Here is a 16,087-nt window from a genome sequence, read left to right as displayed (position 1 = left end):
TGTCTAAGGAAAGGCAGACACAGACGAATCCATGCTGCCAACAAAGGCTCCATGCACACGTGTAGGCAAACGAACCGGGCGACCAGATCCGTTCAAACACGCAAGGCGCACAGAAAGGGTGACGAGAAGCGCATCATCCGTCAATCCAGACGGATCCGACACGCGGCGGATAGCCTGCTCCATATCAACGCGTGCGCCGGATATACGGCACACCCGGGTCTCTACATGCAGCAGGTCATCCAATCGGGCCGGACGCATGAACTCAACCGAGCACGACCGAACAACAAACATAATATCCTGCTGCTGCCGCAATCTTTCCTGTTCGATGCCAAGCGCACGAATCATCTCCGTGCGGGCGCGCTCGGCAAATTTCAAATAATTTGCGTAATAGACAACACCGCCAGCATCCGTGTCTTCATAATAGATACGCACCGGCAGAACATGGAAACCGGAATCACTCATCCCTCGCCACCTCCGGGGAATGAACTGGCCAGAAGATCCAGCTGCTGATAGTCCCGCACAGGGGCAGGCAGGCCCAAGTGGGCATACCCGGCTTCCGAAAGAATGCGACCCCGTGGAGTACGCTGTATCAGGCCTTGCTGCAAAAGGAATGGCTCGATCACTTCTTCCAGGGTATCCCGCTCCTCAGACATCGCCGCAGCAAGGGTTTCCACCCCAACAGGACCACCCCCGTAATTGCGGGCAACACAGGTCAGATAGCGCAGGTCCATGGCATCAAGCCCCTTCTTGTCAACCTCCAAGCGGGCCAAAGCGGCATCGGCAACAAAGGCATTAACAGGTGTGCGCCCCGATACCATGGCAAAATCCCGGACACGACGCAGCAGGCGCCCAGCCACACGCGGAGTGCCACGTGAACGGCATGCGACCTCCATCGCACCATCCTCTGTCAGATCCAGCCCCAGAATGCCGGCACCACGGCGCACAATCGCCACCAGTTCCTCCGGTTCATAAAAGTTCAGGCGGACAGGTATCCCGAAACGATCCCTGAGAGGCGTCGTCAGAAGACCGGAACGGGTCGTTGCCCCGACAAGGGTAAATGGCTGAAGATCAATCCGCACACTGCGCGCCGAAGGCCCCTCGCCAATAATCAGGTCAAGCTGAAAATCCTCCATAGCAGAATACAGAACTTCTTCTATGGCCGGATTGAGGCGGTGAATTTCATCAATAAAAAGAACATCATTCTTTTCAAGGTTGGTCAACAAGGCCGCGAGATCACCGGCACGGGCAATCATCGGGCCAGACGTGGCCCGGAAACCAACCCCCAGTTCGCGGGATACAATCTGGGCCAGCGTTGTTTTACCCAGCCCTGGCGGGCCATGCAGCAACACATGATCCAAGGCATCGCCGCGCGCGCGGGCTGCTTTGACAAAGACCGAGAGATTTTCGCACGCCAAGCGCTGACCGATAAACTCACCCAAGGTCTGGGGACGAATGTGGAGTTCTCCATCCCCCTCCTGCAAGGCACCGGAAATCAGGCGCGGATCCTCCGCATTGCCTTTCATGCCTGAAGCCCCCGGCCCAGATAACGCAGCGAGGCCGACAACAGCCCCTGTACGGTCGCATTCTCACCCAGGTCACGGGCACTGACAGCAACAGCAGCAAACGCATCGGCACGACCATAACCCAGATTGACCAGAGCCGATACCGCATCGCCAGACACGTCACAAGCGCCGGCAACAGGAGACACAGACACAGGACCAATCCGGGACACGCCCTCCGCACCAGCCCCGCCAGTATGGACAGGAAAGGCCACAACCTTGTCCTTAAGCTCTGCAACAATACGGCCTGCCAGCTTGGGCCCCACCCCCGTGGCACGGGTTAACATCCCCCGATCCGCCGCCGCAATTGCCCGTGCGATATCATCAGGTGATCCAACGGACAGGATCGCCAAGGCAACCTTGGCACCGACACCTTGAACCGTCAGAAGAAGACGAAAGAAAGCGCGCTCCGCTTCGGCTGAAAAGCCGTACAGGTGGATATGATCTTCCCGGACATGGGTTTCCACGATCAGGGCAGCTGCTTCCCCCACTGAAACACGTGACAAGGTACGGGTGGAAGCAAAGACAAGATAGCCAACACCACCCACATCAACAACAACCCAGTCATCACCGGTGCTGTCAACCACACCCCGCAGCTTTGCAATCATCCGCGCTTTCCCCCTGCCAGAGCCGCCAATGCCATCGACGAGGACCGGAAGTGAGCATGACACACAGCAACAGCCAGCGCATCAGCCGCATCTGCTGTACTGATGGTACAACCGGGCAACAGCGTCCGCACCATCATCTGCACCTGTTCCTTTCCGGCAGCGCCTGTCCCCACAACAGCCTTTTTGACCTGGGACGGCTGGTATTCCGCCACGGGAATACCCCGACGCGCCGGAACAAGAAGGGATACCCCGCGCGCTTGCCCCAGTTTCAGGGTTGAATGAGGATTCCGGTTAACAAAGGTCTCTTCCACAGCAGCCTCATCCGGGGTCCACTGATCGACAACATCCGACAGCCCTTCAAAAAGGCAGGCAAGGCGTTCGGCAAGCGACCGGGAGGCATCGGTATGAACCGTGCCATCAGCAAGCACACGCATACGGTTCCCGGCAACTTCGATCACACCCCAACCGGTGTGACGCAGCCCGGGATCAAGGCCCAATATCCGGATTGTCATCGCACCACCCCCGGGTACCACATGGTATCAATCAAGACATGCCATGACCGCATCGGGAATATCTTCGTTGGAGAAAACCCGCTGCACATCATCATTATCTTCCAGAATATCCAGAAACTTCAGCAAGCTGCGTGCACCGTCTTCATCCAACGAGACCGTATTCAGGGCTTTCCAGTCCAGTCGGGCGGCTTCCGGCTCTCCCAGAACCTGCTCAAGGGCAGCACGAACCGCCCCCAGACTATCAGGGGCACAGAAGATCTCATGCTCCTCTTCAGACGAAACCACATCGTCGGCACCCGCCTCAACGGCAGCTTCCAGCACATCATCCGGTGATCCCACCGACGATGCGTAGACAATGTAACCAACACGATCAAAGTTGAACTGCACCGGGGTCAAGGCCCCACCATGCTTGGAAAAGACAGCCCGCACATCAGAAGCGGTACGGTTCCGGTTATCTGTCAATGCCTCAACGATAACAGCAACATTGCCCGGCCCCATGCCTTCATAGCGTACCTCTTCATAATCCTCCCCGTCCGCACCGGACTGGGCCTTTTTCAGAGCACGTTCTATGTTATCCTTGGGCAGGGAGTTCTTGCGGGCATCCATAATCGCAGCACGAAGGCGCGGATTGCCTTCTGGCTCCGGCCCGCCGGTTCTGGCAGCCACATAAATTTCCTTGGCCAGCTTGGTAAACAGCTTGGCGCGCTTGGCGTCCTGTGCACCCTTGCGGTGCATGATGTTCTTGAATTTGGAATGACCGGCCATGGTATCTTGATATCCTGGAACTGAAACAGAAACTCGGGATCTGTACGGCGACCCCGCCAAAACCCCGGCTCTGCCCGGGCAGCTGTCACGCTGCCTCTTGGCACGAACGGCGCACTATGGCAGGACTACCCCCTGAAAGACAAGGGCCAGAACACCGTTTTCAGGGTGTTTCCCTATCAAAAACAGGCATGGCTGACTGCAGCCGCCCACCGATCCTGATTGGATGCACAGACACAGCCAAGCCCGTACGATCATCTGTCTGAATGACAACGCCACACACAGTTGCATCCCCTGTCGCGGGGGAAAGCTTGTCGGTCGGCATCTTGCGCACAAAGCGAGACACAGACACGTCTTTTTTCATACCGATGACAGAGTCATAATCCCCGCACATACCCAGATCCGTGATGTAGGCTGTACCACCCGGAAGAATCTGGGCATCAGCGGTCGGAATATGGGAATGCGTCCCCGCAACCAAGGAAGCACGTCCGTCACAGAAATGCCCAAGAGCCATCTTTTCGCTGGTTGCCTCGGCGTGAATGTCCACAATCACGGCATCAACACCGCCCCCAAGACGAAACCGCTCCAACTCTGCATTGACAGCTGCAAAAGGATCATCCAGCGGATCCATAAAAAGGCGTCCCATGCACTGGACAACCAAAACCTTGCGCCCCGCTGCCGTTGTATAAAGCATGGCCCCACGCCCCGGGGTCCCGACAGGATAATTGATCGGACGCAGGATCCTAGGTTCCCGATCAATATAGGCGATCATCTCCCGCTGGTCCCAAGCATGGTTGCCCAAGGTCAGGGCATCAGCACCACTGGCAAAAAAGTCCTGGGCAATACCCGCTGTCAGACCAAAACCGTGAGCAGCATTCTCAGCGCACACGGCGACAAAATCCAGCCCAAGGCTCCTGCGTAAATCCGGAATGACTTGGCAAGCCTTTTCGCGCCCGGCCCGCCCGACAACATCCCCCAGATACATCAACCGCATACGCTGGAACCTCTCTCGTTTCTTCTACTCATGACAGTCCGGACGGCCCTGTCAAATCCAAGCGACAAAAGCCTGCCTCCGTTACCCAACCATCTAGGACAATGTCGTGCGGTTCGGTTGGCAGAGCGTCAACCCTTTGACACTCCCACGCCACAGCAAAAGCAGGCACCCGTGAACCGGGGGCAGACAGCCCGGGCAGCGTCCGGTCATAAAAACCGCCGCCATACCCAAGACGCGTACCGGATCCTGTAAACCCGACAGCCGGAACCAGAACCATACTAGGAACAACAGACGGACAAGACGCCGGGGGATGACGGGTTCCCCACAGGCCTTCTTCCAGAGGATCCCCGGGTCGCCATCGCCGGAACACAAGAGGCTGGTCACGACCACATACAACCGGCAGCGCCAAGACCCGACCCGCAGCAGCGACACCGGCAATGGGGTCCGGCTCCCCCCTCATGGGGACATAAGCCGCAATAATATGGTCAACAGGGCACTCAAGGAGAAGGCGCGTGACAGAACCAGTCAAAGCCGATCCAGCAGCCAAGGCTGCTCCGGACGCTACAAAATCATCGCGCCGCTGCAACAGAGCACGACGCAACAGGCTCTTGTCCTCGGAACAACGGCTCACGTACCCATAATCCACGCTGAAGGCCAGAAAGGCACGATCAGAAACATCGTACATATTAAAGACGGACCCGCACAGACGCACGGGCCCGGACAAAAAGCAATCAAGAGGCGAAGCCACCTTGGGCCGTTGGCAAAGCGCAACCTCCACTAAGGCCGCGAGCACAAAGTGGGACCCATGATACTGCAGCCACAGCCACAACAGGGACAGGCCCCTTTCTAAGATTATAGCCCCCGGGAGTAGTGCAACCTGACGAGCCGGGCAGCTTCGCACAACCTCAGTCTAGGAGACCAGAAGCGTTTGCGCAACTGTTTCCACACGTTTTGCCATGTGCTCAATTGCGCTGACAAAATTCTCTTCACTCAAACGCAGGGTAGACTGCTCATCGCGCCTTTGCTCAAGGTGAAGACGGGCTGAATCCAAGGCCTGACGCGCTTCTTCAAGCTGTGCACGCAAGACGTCTCTCTCTTGCTGCATCGCACACAAGCTGGCCTCCAAGGCCTTATGCGCCGACAAAGCAGCGTCACGGTCGGCCTCCAGACGATCCCGGACGCCCACAACCCGCCGGATTTCCTGATCCGCCTCCAGCGCGATATGCTCGGACATCTCCTGCGCCTTGTCACGGGCCTCAACAGCCTCCTCAAGACTTCGGACAAGAGCATCCCGCGCCTTGGTGGCTTCGCGAGCTTCATCCGCCAACAACAGCGATACAAGAACCATGACCAGTTCATCGGAAACTGCGCCAGCCTCATTGGCCAGCGCCCGGGCACGACGATCAATATCACGGCCAAGCAGTTCGACCTCTGCCTCCTGTCCGTCTTCGCACCCAACGGTATAATGACGGCTGTTGATCGTCAGCGTAACCTTGGCCATGGGCCTATACCTCCAGTACAGCGCGCAAGCGGCTGATTGCGGCGTCTATGCGCCCGGATGCCTGCTGGCTGGTCAACTGTAACGCTGCATAATCGGCACGCACAGCTTCCAGATCAGCGCTCAGACGCGCAACCTCGCTGCTGTCGCACGCTCCGGCAGCCTTCAGGCCGGCCTGCTCAAGGGCGGCCACCGCATCATCAAGACGGCCGAGGGCCTGTTCAATCCGGCTCGACATAGACATCCTCATTGGGTTTCAATACACTGCACAGCCGCTGTGCATACGGCGGCACAGAATAGGCACCACCCGGGCACCGGTCAACATTCTTGCCTCTTGCCCTGTCCAGCTTGTCCGGAGACACCCCGCTGTCACCCCCCACCCCCTTGCGCATGATCGTCCACGGACGCGACCACATCCGTGCAGCCCTGCACGCGCAGCGCAGCCTGGGAAACCCTCGCGTCCTAGAGTTCTGGAGCCCACCAGATGCCATCCGGTGGCAAGGTCCCCGGTGGCTCTGGCTTCTCTGCCTGACCGAAACAACCGGGACCCCCCCGGATCGGTGGACTCTAGTGCTGGACTGCGGTGATGCAGCTGGGATGGCACTCACAGCCCTACGCGATGGAATCCCTGCTATAGCCGTCCACAGCCTGCACGCAACAGCAACCAGAACCCTTGAAGCCGTAGCCAAGCAATTAGGGCAGCGATTGACCCTAGATTATCCAGAACGCCTAGATCTGGGGCTGTGCACAGATGCAGATTATGCATGCAAAGCATTGCTCCGAGGAGATCGTGACGCTATCAAGGGGGCACTTTGCACCGGCCCGCGCCGGCCCCTCAACCTCCTGCAGGAACCCTAATGGTCGCCTTTTCACACGAATGCCGCCTTTACCTTGTCACGCCACCAAACCTGCACGATGTGCCGCGCTTTGCCGAGCGACTCAAATCAGCCTTGGGCGCCGGCGATGTTGCAGCACTACAGCTGCGCATGAAAACAGCGGATGATGCGACCGTTTTACGGGCAATCGAGCAGCTCATGCCTGTTGCACAGCAGCACGATGTTGCCTTTATCCTCAACGACAGACCGGACTTGGCCAACCAAGGCGGGTGTGACGGTGTCCACGTCGGGCAGAATGACAGCAGCTGCACAGAGGCACGCCGGATTATGGGATCTGACCGAATCGTGGGTGTCACCTGCCACGACAGTCGCCATCTGGGCATGCTGGCGGCCGAAGGCGGAGCCGATTATATCGCCTTTGGGGCTTTCTACCCGACGCAGACCAAAGAACCACCAGCCATGGCTGACGCATCCTTGCTGCGCTGGTGGCAAGAAACCATGACCCCACCCTGCGTGGCCATCGGAGGTATAACACCGGACAATGCCCGTCCACTGGTTGAAGCCGGCGCTGATTTTCTGGCCGTATGCAGTGGCGTATGGGACTGGCCGGATGGACCTGAGGACGCGATCAGGAAGCTGAACCAGATCATGACCCCCTGAAAGGACAGATCAGTCAACCTCGGCCCATAGCACATCGGTGATGCGGCTGGCCCCGGCCACCGCCATCACCAGCCGGTCTACCCCCAAGGCAATACCCGCACATTCTGGCAAACAAGACACCGCATCCATAAAGGCTTCATCAATCGGGTAGCGTACGCCATACAAGCGCTGCTTCAGCTCCATATCATGCTCGAAACGGCGGCGCTGCTCCGCAGCATCGGTTAGTTCGCCGAATGCATTAGCCAGCTCCACCCCGTTCAGATACACCTCAAAACGCTCACACACCCTGGGATCCGCGACTGAACGCCGCGACAACGCCGCCATCGATGCCGGCCAATCATACAGGATGACGGGGCCATCACAGCCCAGAGAAGGCTCTATACGGTCCAGAAAGATGTGAAAGAACACATCATCCCAGCGATCACCAGCCCCGGTATACACACCGATACGGGATGCTTCTGCACGCAAACAATCCGGTGGCGGAGCGGGATCAGACGGATCCGATACTGTCGACAGCAGATCGATACCAGCATAACGAAGGAAAGCATCCTGGACCGTCAGCCGGGAAACCGGCTGAAGGATGCCGACGGCCGTAAAAAGCTCCTCGACATCAACCATCAGATCCGTGTAGCTGGCCTGCGCACGGTACCATTCTAGCATTGTAAATTCTGGATGATGAGTATCAGATCGCTCACCATTACGGAAAACACGGGCAATCTGGAACAGACGCGGAAGGCCCCCTGCCAGAAGCTTTTTCATGGCAAATTCGGGGCTTGTATGCAGATAGAATGTCCGCTCCCCACCATCCGGATCCTCAAGAACCGTACGAAAGGCCTTCAAATGCGGTTCCAGACCCGGCGAACACTGAAGGGCCGGCGTTTCCACCTCCAGAAAGTCCCGGACCGCAAAAAAGGTGCGGATATTGGCCATAATATTCTGGCGAGCCCGCAGAAAAGGAAGCCGGCGCGCCAACGAATCGGCGTCCCACCAGCGTGGAAGCGATGATCTGTTCTTATCCTGCATCATAAGCGCACCTGATATAGCAATTGAAGAAACAATGCCAGCTCTGTTGCCAGAGGCGCCACGATCTGATAGGAAGCCCGCTGCGATCTGTGACCAATTCTCCTTGAAACAGCTTTCAGAAGTTTACACATGAAGATTAACGCCAACCTGATTCGCCCCGGCATGGTCATCGAACACGAAGGCCGCAGCTGGAGCGTCCTGAAGACCCAGATTGTGCAGCCAGGAAAGGGCGGCGCCTTCATCACCGTGGAAATCCGGGATGTCGATACCGGAAACAAGTCCAACGCACGCTGGCGCACGGCTGATACCGTGGAAAAGCTGGATGTCCGTCAGATTGACTGTACATACCTGTTCCAGGATGAATCCGGCTATAACTTCATGGACAAGGAAACATTCGACCAGTTCCCGCTGCAGTCCGACTTGGTCGGTGAAAAGGGCGGTTTTCTGCAGGATGGCATGGATGTGGTTATTGACCTGATCGAGGGCAAGCCCGTATCCGTGAAGCTTCCTAACTCGGTCGTCTTGGCCGTTGTGGAGTGTGAGCCCGTCGTCAAGGGGCAAACAGCCTCTTCATCCTACAAGCCGGGCATGCTGGAAAACGGAATGCGGATCATGATTCCACCGCATATCGAGGCAGGCACCAAGGTGGTTGTCAACACCGAGGAATGCTCCTACGTAGAACGCTACAAGGGATAAGTTCCAGAAAACCCCGAGCCGGTTACAGCGCGTAGCGCTCCGGGGCAGCAAGGCTTTGTGGCGGGTTTTTGTTGCTGTGCAGCATGCCCGCCTGACTTTTTTGAGGGAACCTTTCAGGCAATGGCTCTTCGCTCTCCTGTACTCAATGTCATGGTTATGGCGGCTGAAAAAGCCGGACGAAAGCTGGTGCGCGACTTTGGCGAACTTGAGCAGCTTCAGGTCTCGATCAAGGGCGTGGGCGACTTCGTATCAGCCGCAGATCTCAAGGCCGAGAAGATTTTGCGTGCAGAACTGTCCAAGGCCCGGCCCAGCTTCGGCTTTCTGTTGGAAGAAGGCGGCGTTGTCGAAGGCAGTGACACCGAACACCGCTGGATCATCGACCCACTGGATGGAACAACCAACTTCCTGCACGGTATCCCGCATTTTGCCGTTTCCATTGCGCTCGAGCGTGCGGGAGAGGTTGTGGCAGGCGTAACCTACAATCCTATCACCAATGAACTCTTCACCGCCGAAAAAGGGGGTGGCGCGTTTTTCAACGACAGACGTCTGCGCGTCTCCGGTCGCAGGAAAGCGGATGAAGCAGTCCTTGGAACCGGCATTCCTCACAAGGGGCGCGGGGAACACCCCGTCTTTGTGCGACAGCTGCAGCGGATCATGAATACGGTGGCCGGGGTGCGGCGCATGGGATCCGCGTCCTTGGATCTGGCATGGGTTGCAGCCGGGCGCTTTGATGGATTCTGGGAAGCGCACCTGTCTCCTTGGGATGTAGCCGCGGGCGTTCTGATGGTACGGGAAGCTGGCGGGTACGTCAGCTCGCTGGACACCACTGCCGACCCGGTTGCATCAGGCAATCTTCTGGCGTCAAACGAACCTCTGCACCATGGTCTCCTTGCCCTGCTCAAGGAACCCGGCTCCAGCGGATCAGACAAATCATAATTCCGCCACGCTCACGAAGCCTGCCTAGGTTGCAACCTGATTGCAGCACACGGAACAGGTGATATAGTCTCTGGGAAAGAAGCGACAAGCTGCCTGACAATCCTGTTGCAGCTTGCCGTTTCTTCTTTGGCAACCGCCGGGAGACTGCCTCGTGAAGCGTGCAATCACCTTCTCACCCCTGCCCTTGCTCAGACTATCCCTAGCCGCAAGCCTGCCCGTACTGCTGTCGTTATCGGCTCATGCAGGGGCCACGGATGCATCCTCCCGCCCCGCTGTTTTTGTAGATCTCAAGGCCCTTGATGCCTTTGGCCCACCGCATACCATTTCTGATACATCATCACTTGCGACAGAGCCGGCAAGAAAAGTACGCCGCAACCTGCCGAGCAGGCTTCACGTCCCTCCCCCTGTTCACGACAATCTGCCCACGCAGCCAGAACAGCCCTTGGCAGAAAAAAAAGCGGGAGGAGAGAAAGCTCCGGAAACAAAAAAGGGTCACCACACGGCAACACCGTCCCTGCCCGCATTCCTACAGGCGGTTACACCCCCGGCTCGCACAGAAAAACGGGATGTATCGCCTGCATCTCTTAAAACCAGCAAAGAACCGTCTGTGAAGGTTACAGAACCGGGAACGGATCCACTTGCCTTTGCACCTGCAGCCTTGTCCCTTGCCTTCGAACCCGATGAAATTACCCTGCCCGAAGCGGCAAAAACACATCTGGATACGTTGGCTCGTGACATGCGGAAAAAAAAGAAAACCAGTGCACGGCTGATGGCTTATGCCAGAAAAGACCCACACAACCCATCGCGTGCACGCCGGACATCGCTGGCACGAGCCTTGGCCATACGCTCGTATCTGCTGGAAAAAGGCATTCCGTCAAACCGGATTGGCGTACGTGCTCTTGGCGGGCAAGCACCGGACGGAAGAGAAGACAGGGTTGATATACTTCTGGCTGGATCATAGGTATCATGCATACAAGTGTTGGATTGTTGCTGAATATGAGGCCCCCTAGCATGCGCATGACCCGTCCCCGCCGTTTCCTGGTCCGCATGAGTGTCTTTCTTGCTGTTGTAGCCGGTGTTGGGACCGTTCTGACGCCTGCCGTGCTCCCTTTTTTTATGGCTAGCCCTGTTCTGAACGGCCTGATTATCGGGGTTATTTTCGCGGGTATTATCATGAACCTGCGTGAAGTCACAACGCTGGGACCGGAGCTGGAGTGGATCGAACGATTCCGGCGCGATGAGACTGCCGCATCCAGTGAAGCTGTATCACGGGGACCGCGTCTGCTTTCCCCCATGGCAACCATGCTCCATGAACATAAGGGACGCGGGCGCTTCACCCTTTCAGCACCGGCAATGCGGTCTCTGCTTGATGGCATTGCATCGCGTATGGATGAAGCGCGCGACCTGTCCCGCTACTTTATCGGGTTATGCATTTTCTTGGGACTGCTGGGCACATTCTGGGGTCTACTGCAAACGGTCGGCGCGATCTCCGATGTGATTGGGTCGCTGGAAATCGCAAGCCAGAGCGATACAAGCATTGTGTTTTCAGCCTTGAAAACAGGCTTAGAGCAGCCCCTGCAAGGTATGGGAACCGCATTCTCATCATCCCTGTTTGGGCTGGCCGGCTCACTGATTCTGGGGTTTATGGACCTGCAGGCCGGGCAAGCCCAGAATGCCTTTTATAATGATCTGGAAGAATGGCTGTCGCAGATAACCCGCCTGACCTCCGGCGTTATTGGGAGCGAGGGCGAGCAATCGGTTCCAGCTTATATCCAGGCCCTACTTGAACAGACCGCCGAGAGTATAGACGAGCTACAAAGAACAATTGCCCGTGGCGAGGAAGGCCGAACATCAGCTCTGACGTTCCAACGGGAACTGGTCGAGCGCCTTCTGACGCTGACAGACCAGATGCGGGCTGAACAGCAAGTCCTGCTAAAAATGGCCGAAAGCCAAGTGGATATGAAGGGCCTGATACGGTCCTTGGCAGAAACCATGGAAAAGGCGCCCGGAAGCCAAGATGACCATGGGCGTACCTACCTGCGCAATATTGATATAACCTTGGGCCGTATCGCCGATGAAGGCGCACGAGGACGGGAAGAGGCCGTACGGGAAATAAGGAACGAGATCAAACTATTGGCAAGGACAATTGCCAATCTTACCGATGAAGCCCGCCCATAGCATCCTTGACTGGACAGCCTGCTGATGACACGTCGATCCCGCCAGCGCACCATTGATATCTGGCCCGGCTTTGTTGATGCCTTGGGCAATCTTGTCATTATCTTGATGTTTGTCCTGCTGGTTTTTGTTCTGGCCCAATTTTTCCTAGGACGCAGCCTGTCAGGCAAGGAAGAGGAAGTGAACAGCCTAACAGCCCAGATTTCCAATCTGGCTGAGGCCTTGAAACTGGAACAACAGGCTGGCGCGCAAATGCGGGCCCGTATTGCAACACTGACGGCCGAGCTTGGAACGGTTTCAAGCCGTGCCCGTGAGCTGGAAGATCGCAACCAAGGGCACAGCTCGCTCACAGCCCAGCTGACAGCTGATATTGAAGCGCTGGAGGCTCTTCATAAAAAGCTGGAGCAGGAAATTGCGGAAAAGGACAGGCAGCTGGCAAACAACAGCGGCCAGTTAACTGAACAGACACGTCTGGCGGAACAGGCCCGAACACAGGCAGCCCTGCTGCAACAGCAGCTTGATACATTGAACGCTGAAATGGCCAAACTGTCACAAGCCCTGGAAGCCACAGAAAAGATCAATCGTGAGCAGCAGGTTCAGATCTCGGATCTCGGCCGCCAATTGAACAGGGCACTGGCAACACGTGTTCAGGAACTGCAAAAATACCGCTCTGAATTCTTTGGCCGCCTGCGAGAGGTACTGGGGGACCGCTCTGACGTTCGGATAGAGGGAGATCGCTTTGTCTTCCAGTCAGAAGTCCTGTTTGCCTCTGCATCGGCCGATCTGGAAGACAGCGGTCAGGACAAGCTGCAGCGATTGGCCACAACACTGATCGATATTGCCCGGACAATCCCACCGGAAATCAACTGGATCCTGCGCATTGACGGCCACACAGACAGCGTGCCGATCAACACAGCCCAATTCCGTTCAAACTGGGAATTGTCATCAGCAAGGGCCATATCCGTAGTCAATTTTCTTATATCCCAAGGCATTGATCCCCATCGCCTTGCGGCTGCTGGCTTTGGAGAGTACCAACCCTTAGATGCAGGACAGACACCACAAGAACGTGCACGGAACCGGCGCATAGAAATAAAACTTGACCAAAGATAGAACGTGTTGATCTACCGGTGAGATATTCTGTGGATTATAGGCTTGCATGCCCGGAACAATGGCGGTATACAGTCGCCTCGTTTTTTGGAGAGCAAGGGTCATGAAAAAGGACATCCATCCTGAATATAAAGAGATCACCGTCATCATGACGGATGGTTCCGAGTTCAAGACACGTTCGACCCTGAAGGCTGATTCCCTTCGTCTTGACATCGACCCGAAGTCTCACCCCGCTTGGACCGGCGTGCACCGCCTTGTTGACAGCGGTGGACAGATTGCAAAGTTTAACAAGCGCTTCGCAGGCTTTGGCCTCAAGAGCTGACGTGAAAAAAGAAGGCAAACTGCCTTTCTTATTAATAGCTTGGAAAACGTCCGCTTTTGCGGGCGTTTTTCCTTTTCCCAAGAGGCATATATCCGGCATGCTGCCGTAATTCGGCAGACAGCCGCTCCTCGTTGGGCACAAGTTCTTGTGGAGTTCCGGTTTGGCTCTCCTCTTGTGATCAGGTAGAATTCAGCTAGCTACCCCCTCAATACCTTGCCAAAACAGACAAGTAGACGCGATAGATGGCCGCTGTAACAAACTATGAGATTTACACGCAGGACGGACGAGGCAATTGGACTTTGCACGCCCGCTATCCAGGCCGTGACCGCGAAGACGCTATGGAAGAGGCAAAGGAAGTTGAACGACTGAGGAATATTCCAGTCCGGGTTGTCAAAGAGGTCTACTATCCTGAGAACAACACCACAGAAGAGAACATCATCTATTCCGGCCGCGTCAAACCAAAACCGGAAACATCGGGATCCATGATGAAATCCGGCGTGGCGCCAGTCCGTCATTCCCATGGGGGTCAGTCAACATCCCCTACCAATACGCGGAGCAGCAGCCCACAATTTGGGAAACCCGCCAACAAAACAGGGGATTTCATTTTTCGACTGTCGATGGTGCTGCTTCTATCCGGTCTGATTGCCATTGTTGCAACGGGCATCACCTCTTTGGTGATGAAACAAGTTGCCCAAAGCGGTCTTCCCGTCGAACACGGGACACAGTCCATTGTTCTGTTCGGGGTTTTTGTGGGCGTCTTCCTGCTGGGTGCGGTGCCGCTGATTATGACCTACGTGCCACTGGATGCCCTTGGCGGGGATAACAGTGGGAACAGGAAGCTCACCCCCCCCCGCAAGGCCGCTCCACGTGGCTCATCACGCAGCGCAACAGAAGCCTTGGCTGAACGCGTTGACAGGGCACCCGACTCACGCCCCGAAAAAATAGAAGGGTCCAGCACGAGCAAGGGCGACATACTGGAGGCTCTCCTGCCAGAAGACGAAGCCGAATGGCCAGCCCTGAAGGCAAGCGACCCTAAGAAAGCGCCCCAGAAGAAAAAAAAGAAGAAAGCAGAGGACAAGCAAGCTACACAGACCGGGAAAACAGATACAGCATCATCGGAACAGTCGCCTGCAAAGGCTGATATAGCAGGAGAGCCACAGGCCCCCTCCCCCACTTTTGACAAAGCACGCTTGGAATCCATGAAGTTCTTGGGCTCTATTATTGAGTCCATCAAAACATCTTACCCCAATCTGGATGCCTACAACCGCTTTGGCCTTAATCTTTACCTGTGCGGCGCGTGCGAGCACTTGGCCCAATCCCAGTCCCTGAGCAAGAAAGAGAAGGAAGAACTGAGCACGCAGGCTCTGGAGATTATCGGAACCAAACCGGAGCAAGCCCGGCAGATGATCCAACGCCTTGATACCTATCGGCAGGAAGCGCGGTACCGCACCATGATTGCAGCCGGAATCAGCGCCATGCGCGCTCATCTGTCAAGCGACTCAGATCCCCTGCATGCACTGGGTGGTGTGATGAAGCAGTGGAACACACCGCAGACGCAACAGCTCAGCACCTCTGGCGTTACCATCCTGTTTACTGACATGGCCAATTCAACAAGCATGACCCAAGAACTGGGTGATGCCGCAGCGCAGGATATCATACGTGCACATAATACCATTGTGCGCAATGCGTTGCTCATGCACAGGGGCAAAGAAGTCAAGCATACAGGTGACGGCATTATGGCCACATTTGATGGTGCGCTGGATGCTGTTCAAGCCGCGATCAACATCCAAGAGAAAGCTGCTGAACATACTGCCAGATGGCCACGCCTTGCTCTGAAGCTACGCATCGGAATGAACAGTGGTGATCCAATTGTCGAAGAGAATGACTACTTTGGCGCAACGGTGCAAATTGCCGCTAGGGTATGTGCCTGCGCGGGTGTCGGTCAGATATGGCTAGGAGAGTCGACCAAAGCCCTCATTCCCGATAGCACTGATCTTCTAATCAGCTCTCGCGGGGCGCAGGAACTCAAAGGTGTTCCTGATCCCGTTGAACTGTTCGAAGTCTCCTATGACCAAGGAACGGCTGGACAGCCCCAACCTTCGGGGAGCGGTGAAGGAAATACCGGTGGGCAACCACAGGCCTGAAAAGGCTACCGTCTGCATCTGATACAGCAGCGCCTATTCTGGTAAAACAAAAAAGCCTCTTCATGGCGAAGAGGCTTTTTCAATGGGGCGAGTGACCGGACTCGAACCGGCGACCCCCTGGACCACAACCAGGTGCTCTAACCAACTGAGCTACACCCGCCATTGTCGGAGGACGGCTTTGTAGTCCGTCTTACAGCCTGCGTCAAGCAACCTTTTTACTTTCGATGCCAAACCGCAATGGCATCATAAAAAAAC

19 protein-coding genes, 1 tRNA gene and 1 other RNA gene are annotated in these 16,087 nt (G+C 56.3%); 9 read left to right on the top strand and 12 right to left on the bottom strand.

The genetic code is table 11. From position 1 onward, the window contains the following. Positions 1-3: 3 nt before the first annotated feature. The 10 genes from ybgC to AY555_RS07450 all read right to left on the bottom strand — a co-directional run bounded on the left by ybgC (position 4) and on the right by AY555_RS07450 (position 6,171). Positions 4-462, bottom strand: coding sequence for a tol-pal system-associated acyl-CoA thioesterase (ybgC, locus tag AY555_RS07490; RefSeq protein WP_066135265.1), 459 nt, complete (start codon positions 460-462; stop codon positions 4-6). Beyond that, entirely contained in the window at positions 459-1,523 is a 1,065-nt protein-coding gene (gene ruvB, locus AY555_RS07485; protein WP_066135263.1) for a Holliday junction branch migration DNA helicase RuvB, read from the bottom strand. The genes ybgC and ruvB overlap by 4 nt, the downstream gene beginning before the upstream one ends. Next, complete coding sequence (ruvA, locus tag AY555_RS07480; RefSeq protein WP_066135260.1) at positions 1,520-2,167, bottom strand: Holliday junction branch migration protein RuvA; 648 nt, start codon at positions 2,165-2,167, stop codon at positions 1,520-1,522. Before ruvA ends, ruvB begins: the two co-directional genes overlap by 4 nt. After that, the gene (ruvC, locus tag AY555_RS07475; RefSeq protein WP_066136776.1) at positions 2,164-2,673 is read right to left on the bottom strand and encodes a crossover junction endodeoxyribonuclease RuvC; all 510 of its coding nucleotides are present in this window, start codon (positions 2,671-2,673) and stop codon (positions 2,164-2,166) included. The genes ruvA and ruvC overlap by 4 nt, the downstream gene beginning before the upstream one ends. A 33-nt stretch (positions 2,674-2,706) precedes the next feature. Continuing rightward, positions 2,707-3,444, bottom strand: a complete 738-nt coding sequence (locus tag AY555_RS07470) for a YebC/PmpR family DNA-binding transcriptional regulator (protein WP_066135258.1) — start codon at positions 3,442-3,444, stop codon at positions 2,707-2,709. Positions 3,445-3,604: 160 nt separating this feature from the next. Continuing rightward, a complete protein-coding gene (locus AY555_RS07465) occupies positions 3,605-4,435 on the bottom strand; it encodes a TIGR00282 family metallophosphoesterase (protein ID WP_066135256.1) in 831 nt (276 codons plus the stop codon). 28 nt (positions 4,436-4,463) lie between these two features. Beyond that, entirely contained in the window at positions 4,464-5,120 is a 657-nt protein-coding gene (locus AY555_RS07460; RefSeq protein WP_156483332.1) for a 5-formyltetrahydrofolate cyclo-ligase, read from the bottom strand. 52 nt (positions 5,121-5,172) lie between these two features. Further along, positions 5,173-5,334: non-coding RNA, 6S RNA (gene ssrS, locus AY555_RS12395), on the bottom strand. Between the two features lie 11 nt (positions 5,335-5,345). Next, positions 5,346-5,936 (bottom strand): cell division protein ZapA, encoded by a 591-nt coding sequence (locus AY555_RS07455; protein ID WP_066135251.1) that lies wholly within the window; start codon positions 5,934-5,936, stop codon positions 5,346-5,348. A gap of 4 nt (positions 5,937-5,940) precedes the next feature. Next, a complete protein-coding gene (locus AY555_RS07450; protein WP_066135249.1) occupies positions 5,941-6,171 on the bottom strand; it encodes a hypothetical protein in 231 nt (76 codons plus the stop codon). Between the two features lie 89 nt (positions 6,172-6,260). Here AY555_RS07450 and AY555_RS07445 point away from each other — a divergent pair, with 89 nt between their 5' ends. Together AY555_RS07445 and thiE are read left to right on the top strand one after the other, a co-directional pair. After that, positions 6,261-6,791, top strand: coding sequence for a hypothetical protein (locus AY555_RS07445; protein WP_156483331.1), 531 nt, complete (start codon positions 6,261-6,263; stop codon positions 6,789-6,791). Continuing rightward, positions 6,791-7,429, top strand: coding sequence for a thiamine phosphate synthase (thiE, locus tag AY555_RS07440; protein WP_066135245.1), 639 nt, complete (start codon positions 6,791-6,793; stop codon positions 7,427-7,429). The genes AY555_RS07445 and thiE overlap by 1 nt, the downstream gene beginning before the upstream one ends. 9 nt (positions 7,430-7,438) lie before the next feature. On the opposite strand, the gene epmA is transcribed toward thiE, so the two are convergent. Continuing rightward, on the bottom strand, positions 7,439-8,455 hold the full coding sequence (gene epmA, locus AY555_RS07435) for an EF-P lysine aminoacylase EpmA (RefSeq protein WP_245176902.1): 1,017 nt from the start codon (positions 8,453-8,455) through the stop codon (positions 7,439-7,441). A 126-nt stretch (positions 8,456-8,581) separates the two neighbouring features. On the opposite strand from epmA, the gene efp reads away from it, so the two are divergent. The 7 genes from efp to AY555_RS07400 all read left to right on the top strand — a co-directional run bounded on the left by efp (position 8,582) and on the right by AY555_RS07400 (position 15,832). Beyond that, positions 8,582-9,148 (top strand): elongation factor P, encoded by a 567-nt coding sequence (efp, locus tag AY555_RS07430; RefSeq protein ID WP_066135243.1) that lies wholly within the window; start codon positions 8,582-8,584, stop codon positions 9,146-9,148. A gap of 120 nt (positions 9,149-9,268) precedes the next feature. Continuing rightward, positions 9,269-10,084 carry an inositol monophosphatase family protein gene (locus tag AY555_RS07425; RefSeq protein WP_066136772.1) on the top strand — a complete coding sequence of 272 codons (816 nt, stop codon included), beginning with the start codon at positions 9,269-9,271 and terminating at the stop codon, positions 10,082-10,084. Between the two features lie 151 nt (positions 10,085-10,235). After that, positions 10,236-11,045: an OmpA family protein gene (locus tag AY555_RS07420; RefSeq protein ID WP_066135241.1), complete on the top strand. Its 810-nt coding sequence runs from the start codon at positions 10,236-10,238 to the stop codon at positions 11,043-11,045. Positions 11,046-11,050: 5 nt separating this feature from the next. Then, complete coding sequence (locus AY555_RS07415; protein WP_245176901.1) at positions 11,051-12,262, top strand: flagellar motor protein MotA; 1,212 nt, start codon at positions 11,051-11,053, stop codon at positions 12,260-12,262. A gap of 24 nt (positions 12,263-12,286) precedes the next feature. Next, positions 12,287-13,369, top strand: coding sequence for a peptidoglycan -binding protein (locus AY555_RS07410; RefSeq protein WP_066135239.1), 1,083 nt, complete (start codon positions 12,287-12,289; stop codon positions 13,367-13,369). Positions 13,370-13,469: 100 nt separating this feature from the next. Beyond that, positions 13,470-13,688 carry a 50S ribosomal protein L31 gene (gene rpmE / locus AY555_RS07405; RefSeq protein WP_066135237.1) on the top strand — a complete coding sequence of 73 codons (219 nt, stop codon included), beginning with the start codon at positions 13,470-13,472 and terminating at the stop codon, positions 13,686-13,688. Between the two features lie 242 nt (positions 13,689-13,930). Beyond that, positions 13,931-15,832 carry an adenylate/guanylate cyclase domain-containing protein gene (locus tag AY555_RS07400; RefSeq protein WP_066135235.1) on the top strand — a complete coding sequence of 634 codons (1,902 nt, stop codon included), beginning with the start codon at positions 13,931-13,933 and terminating at the stop codon, positions 15,830-15,832. An 83-nt stretch (positions 15,833-15,915) separates the two neighbouring features. On the opposite strand, the gene AY555_RS07395 is transcribed toward AY555_RS07400, so the two are convergent. Beyond that, positions 15,916-15,992, bottom strand: a tRNA-His gene (locus AY555_RS07395). Positions 15,993-16,087: the final 95 nt, after the last annotated feature.

The organism is Haematospirillum jordaniae, from assembly GCF_001611975.1.
GTDB classification, from domain to species: domain Bacteria; phylum Pseudomonadota; class Alphaproteobacteria; order Rhodospirillales; family Rhodospirillaceae; genus Haematospirillum; species Haematospirillum jordaniae.
This window is presented reverse-complemented; position numbering and strand designations above follow the sequence as displayed.

Coding starts and splice junctions, on each gene's coding strand:
- AY555_RS07400 (WP_066135235.1), top strand. CDS start 13,931: ATGGCCGCTGTAACAAACTATGAGATTTACACGCAGGACGGACGAGGC.
- AY555_RS07470 (WP_066135258.1), bottom strand. CDS start 3,444: ATGGCCGGTCATTCCAAATTCAAGAACATCATGCACCGCAAGGGTGCA.
- ruvB (WP_066135263.1), bottom strand. CDS start 1,523: ATGAAAGGCAATGCGGAGGATCCGCGCCTGATTTCCGGTGCCTTGCAG.
- AY555_RS07410 (WP_066135239.1), top strand. CDS start 12,287: ATGACACGTCGATCCCGCCAGCGCACCATTGATATCTGGCCCGGCTTT.
- ybgC (WP_066135265.1), bottom strand. CDS start 462: ATGAGTGATTCCGGTTTCCATGTTCTGCCGGTGCGTATCTATTATGAA.
- AY555_RS07415 (WP_245176901.1), top strand. CDS start 11,051: ATGCATACAAGTGTTGGATTGTTGCTGAATATGAGGCCCCCTAGCATG.
- efp (WP_066135243.1), top strand. CDS start 8,582: ATGAAGATTAACGCCAACCTGATTCGCCCCGGCATGGTCATCGAACAC.
- ruvA (WP_066135260.1), bottom strand. CDS start 2,167: ATGATTGCAAAGCTGCGGGGTGTGGTTGACAGCACCGGTGATGACTGG.
- AY555_RS07425 (WP_066136772.1), top strand. CDS start 9,269: ATGGCTCTTCGCTCTCCTGTACTCAATGTCATGGTTATGGCGGCTGAA.
- AY555_RS07460 (WP_156483332.1), bottom strand. CDS start 5,120: ATGTACGATGTTTCTGATCGTGCCTTTCTGGCCTTCAGCGTGGATTAT.
- rpmE (WP_066135237.1), top strand. CDS start 13,470: ATGAAAAAGGACATCCATCCTGAATATAAAGAGATCACCGTCATCATG.
- thiE (WP_066135245.1), top strand. CDS start 6,791: ATGGTCGCCTTTTCACACGAATGCCGCCTTTACCTTGTCACGCCACCA.
- AY555_RS07455 (WP_066135251.1), bottom strand. CDS start 5,936: ATGGCCAAGGTTACGCTGACGATCAACAGCCGTCATTATACCGTTGGG.
- epmA (WP_245176902.1), bottom strand. CDS start 8,455: ATGATGCAGGATAAGAACAGATCATCGCTTCCACGCTGGTGGGACGCC.
- AY555_RS07465 (WP_066135256.1), bottom strand. CDS start 4,435: ATGCGGTTGATGTATCTGGGGGATGTTGTCGGGCGGGCCGGGCGCGAA.
- AY555_RS07450 (WP_066135249.1), bottom strand. CDS start 6,171: ATGTCGAGCCGGATTGAACAGGCCCTCGGCCGTCTTGATGATGCGGTG.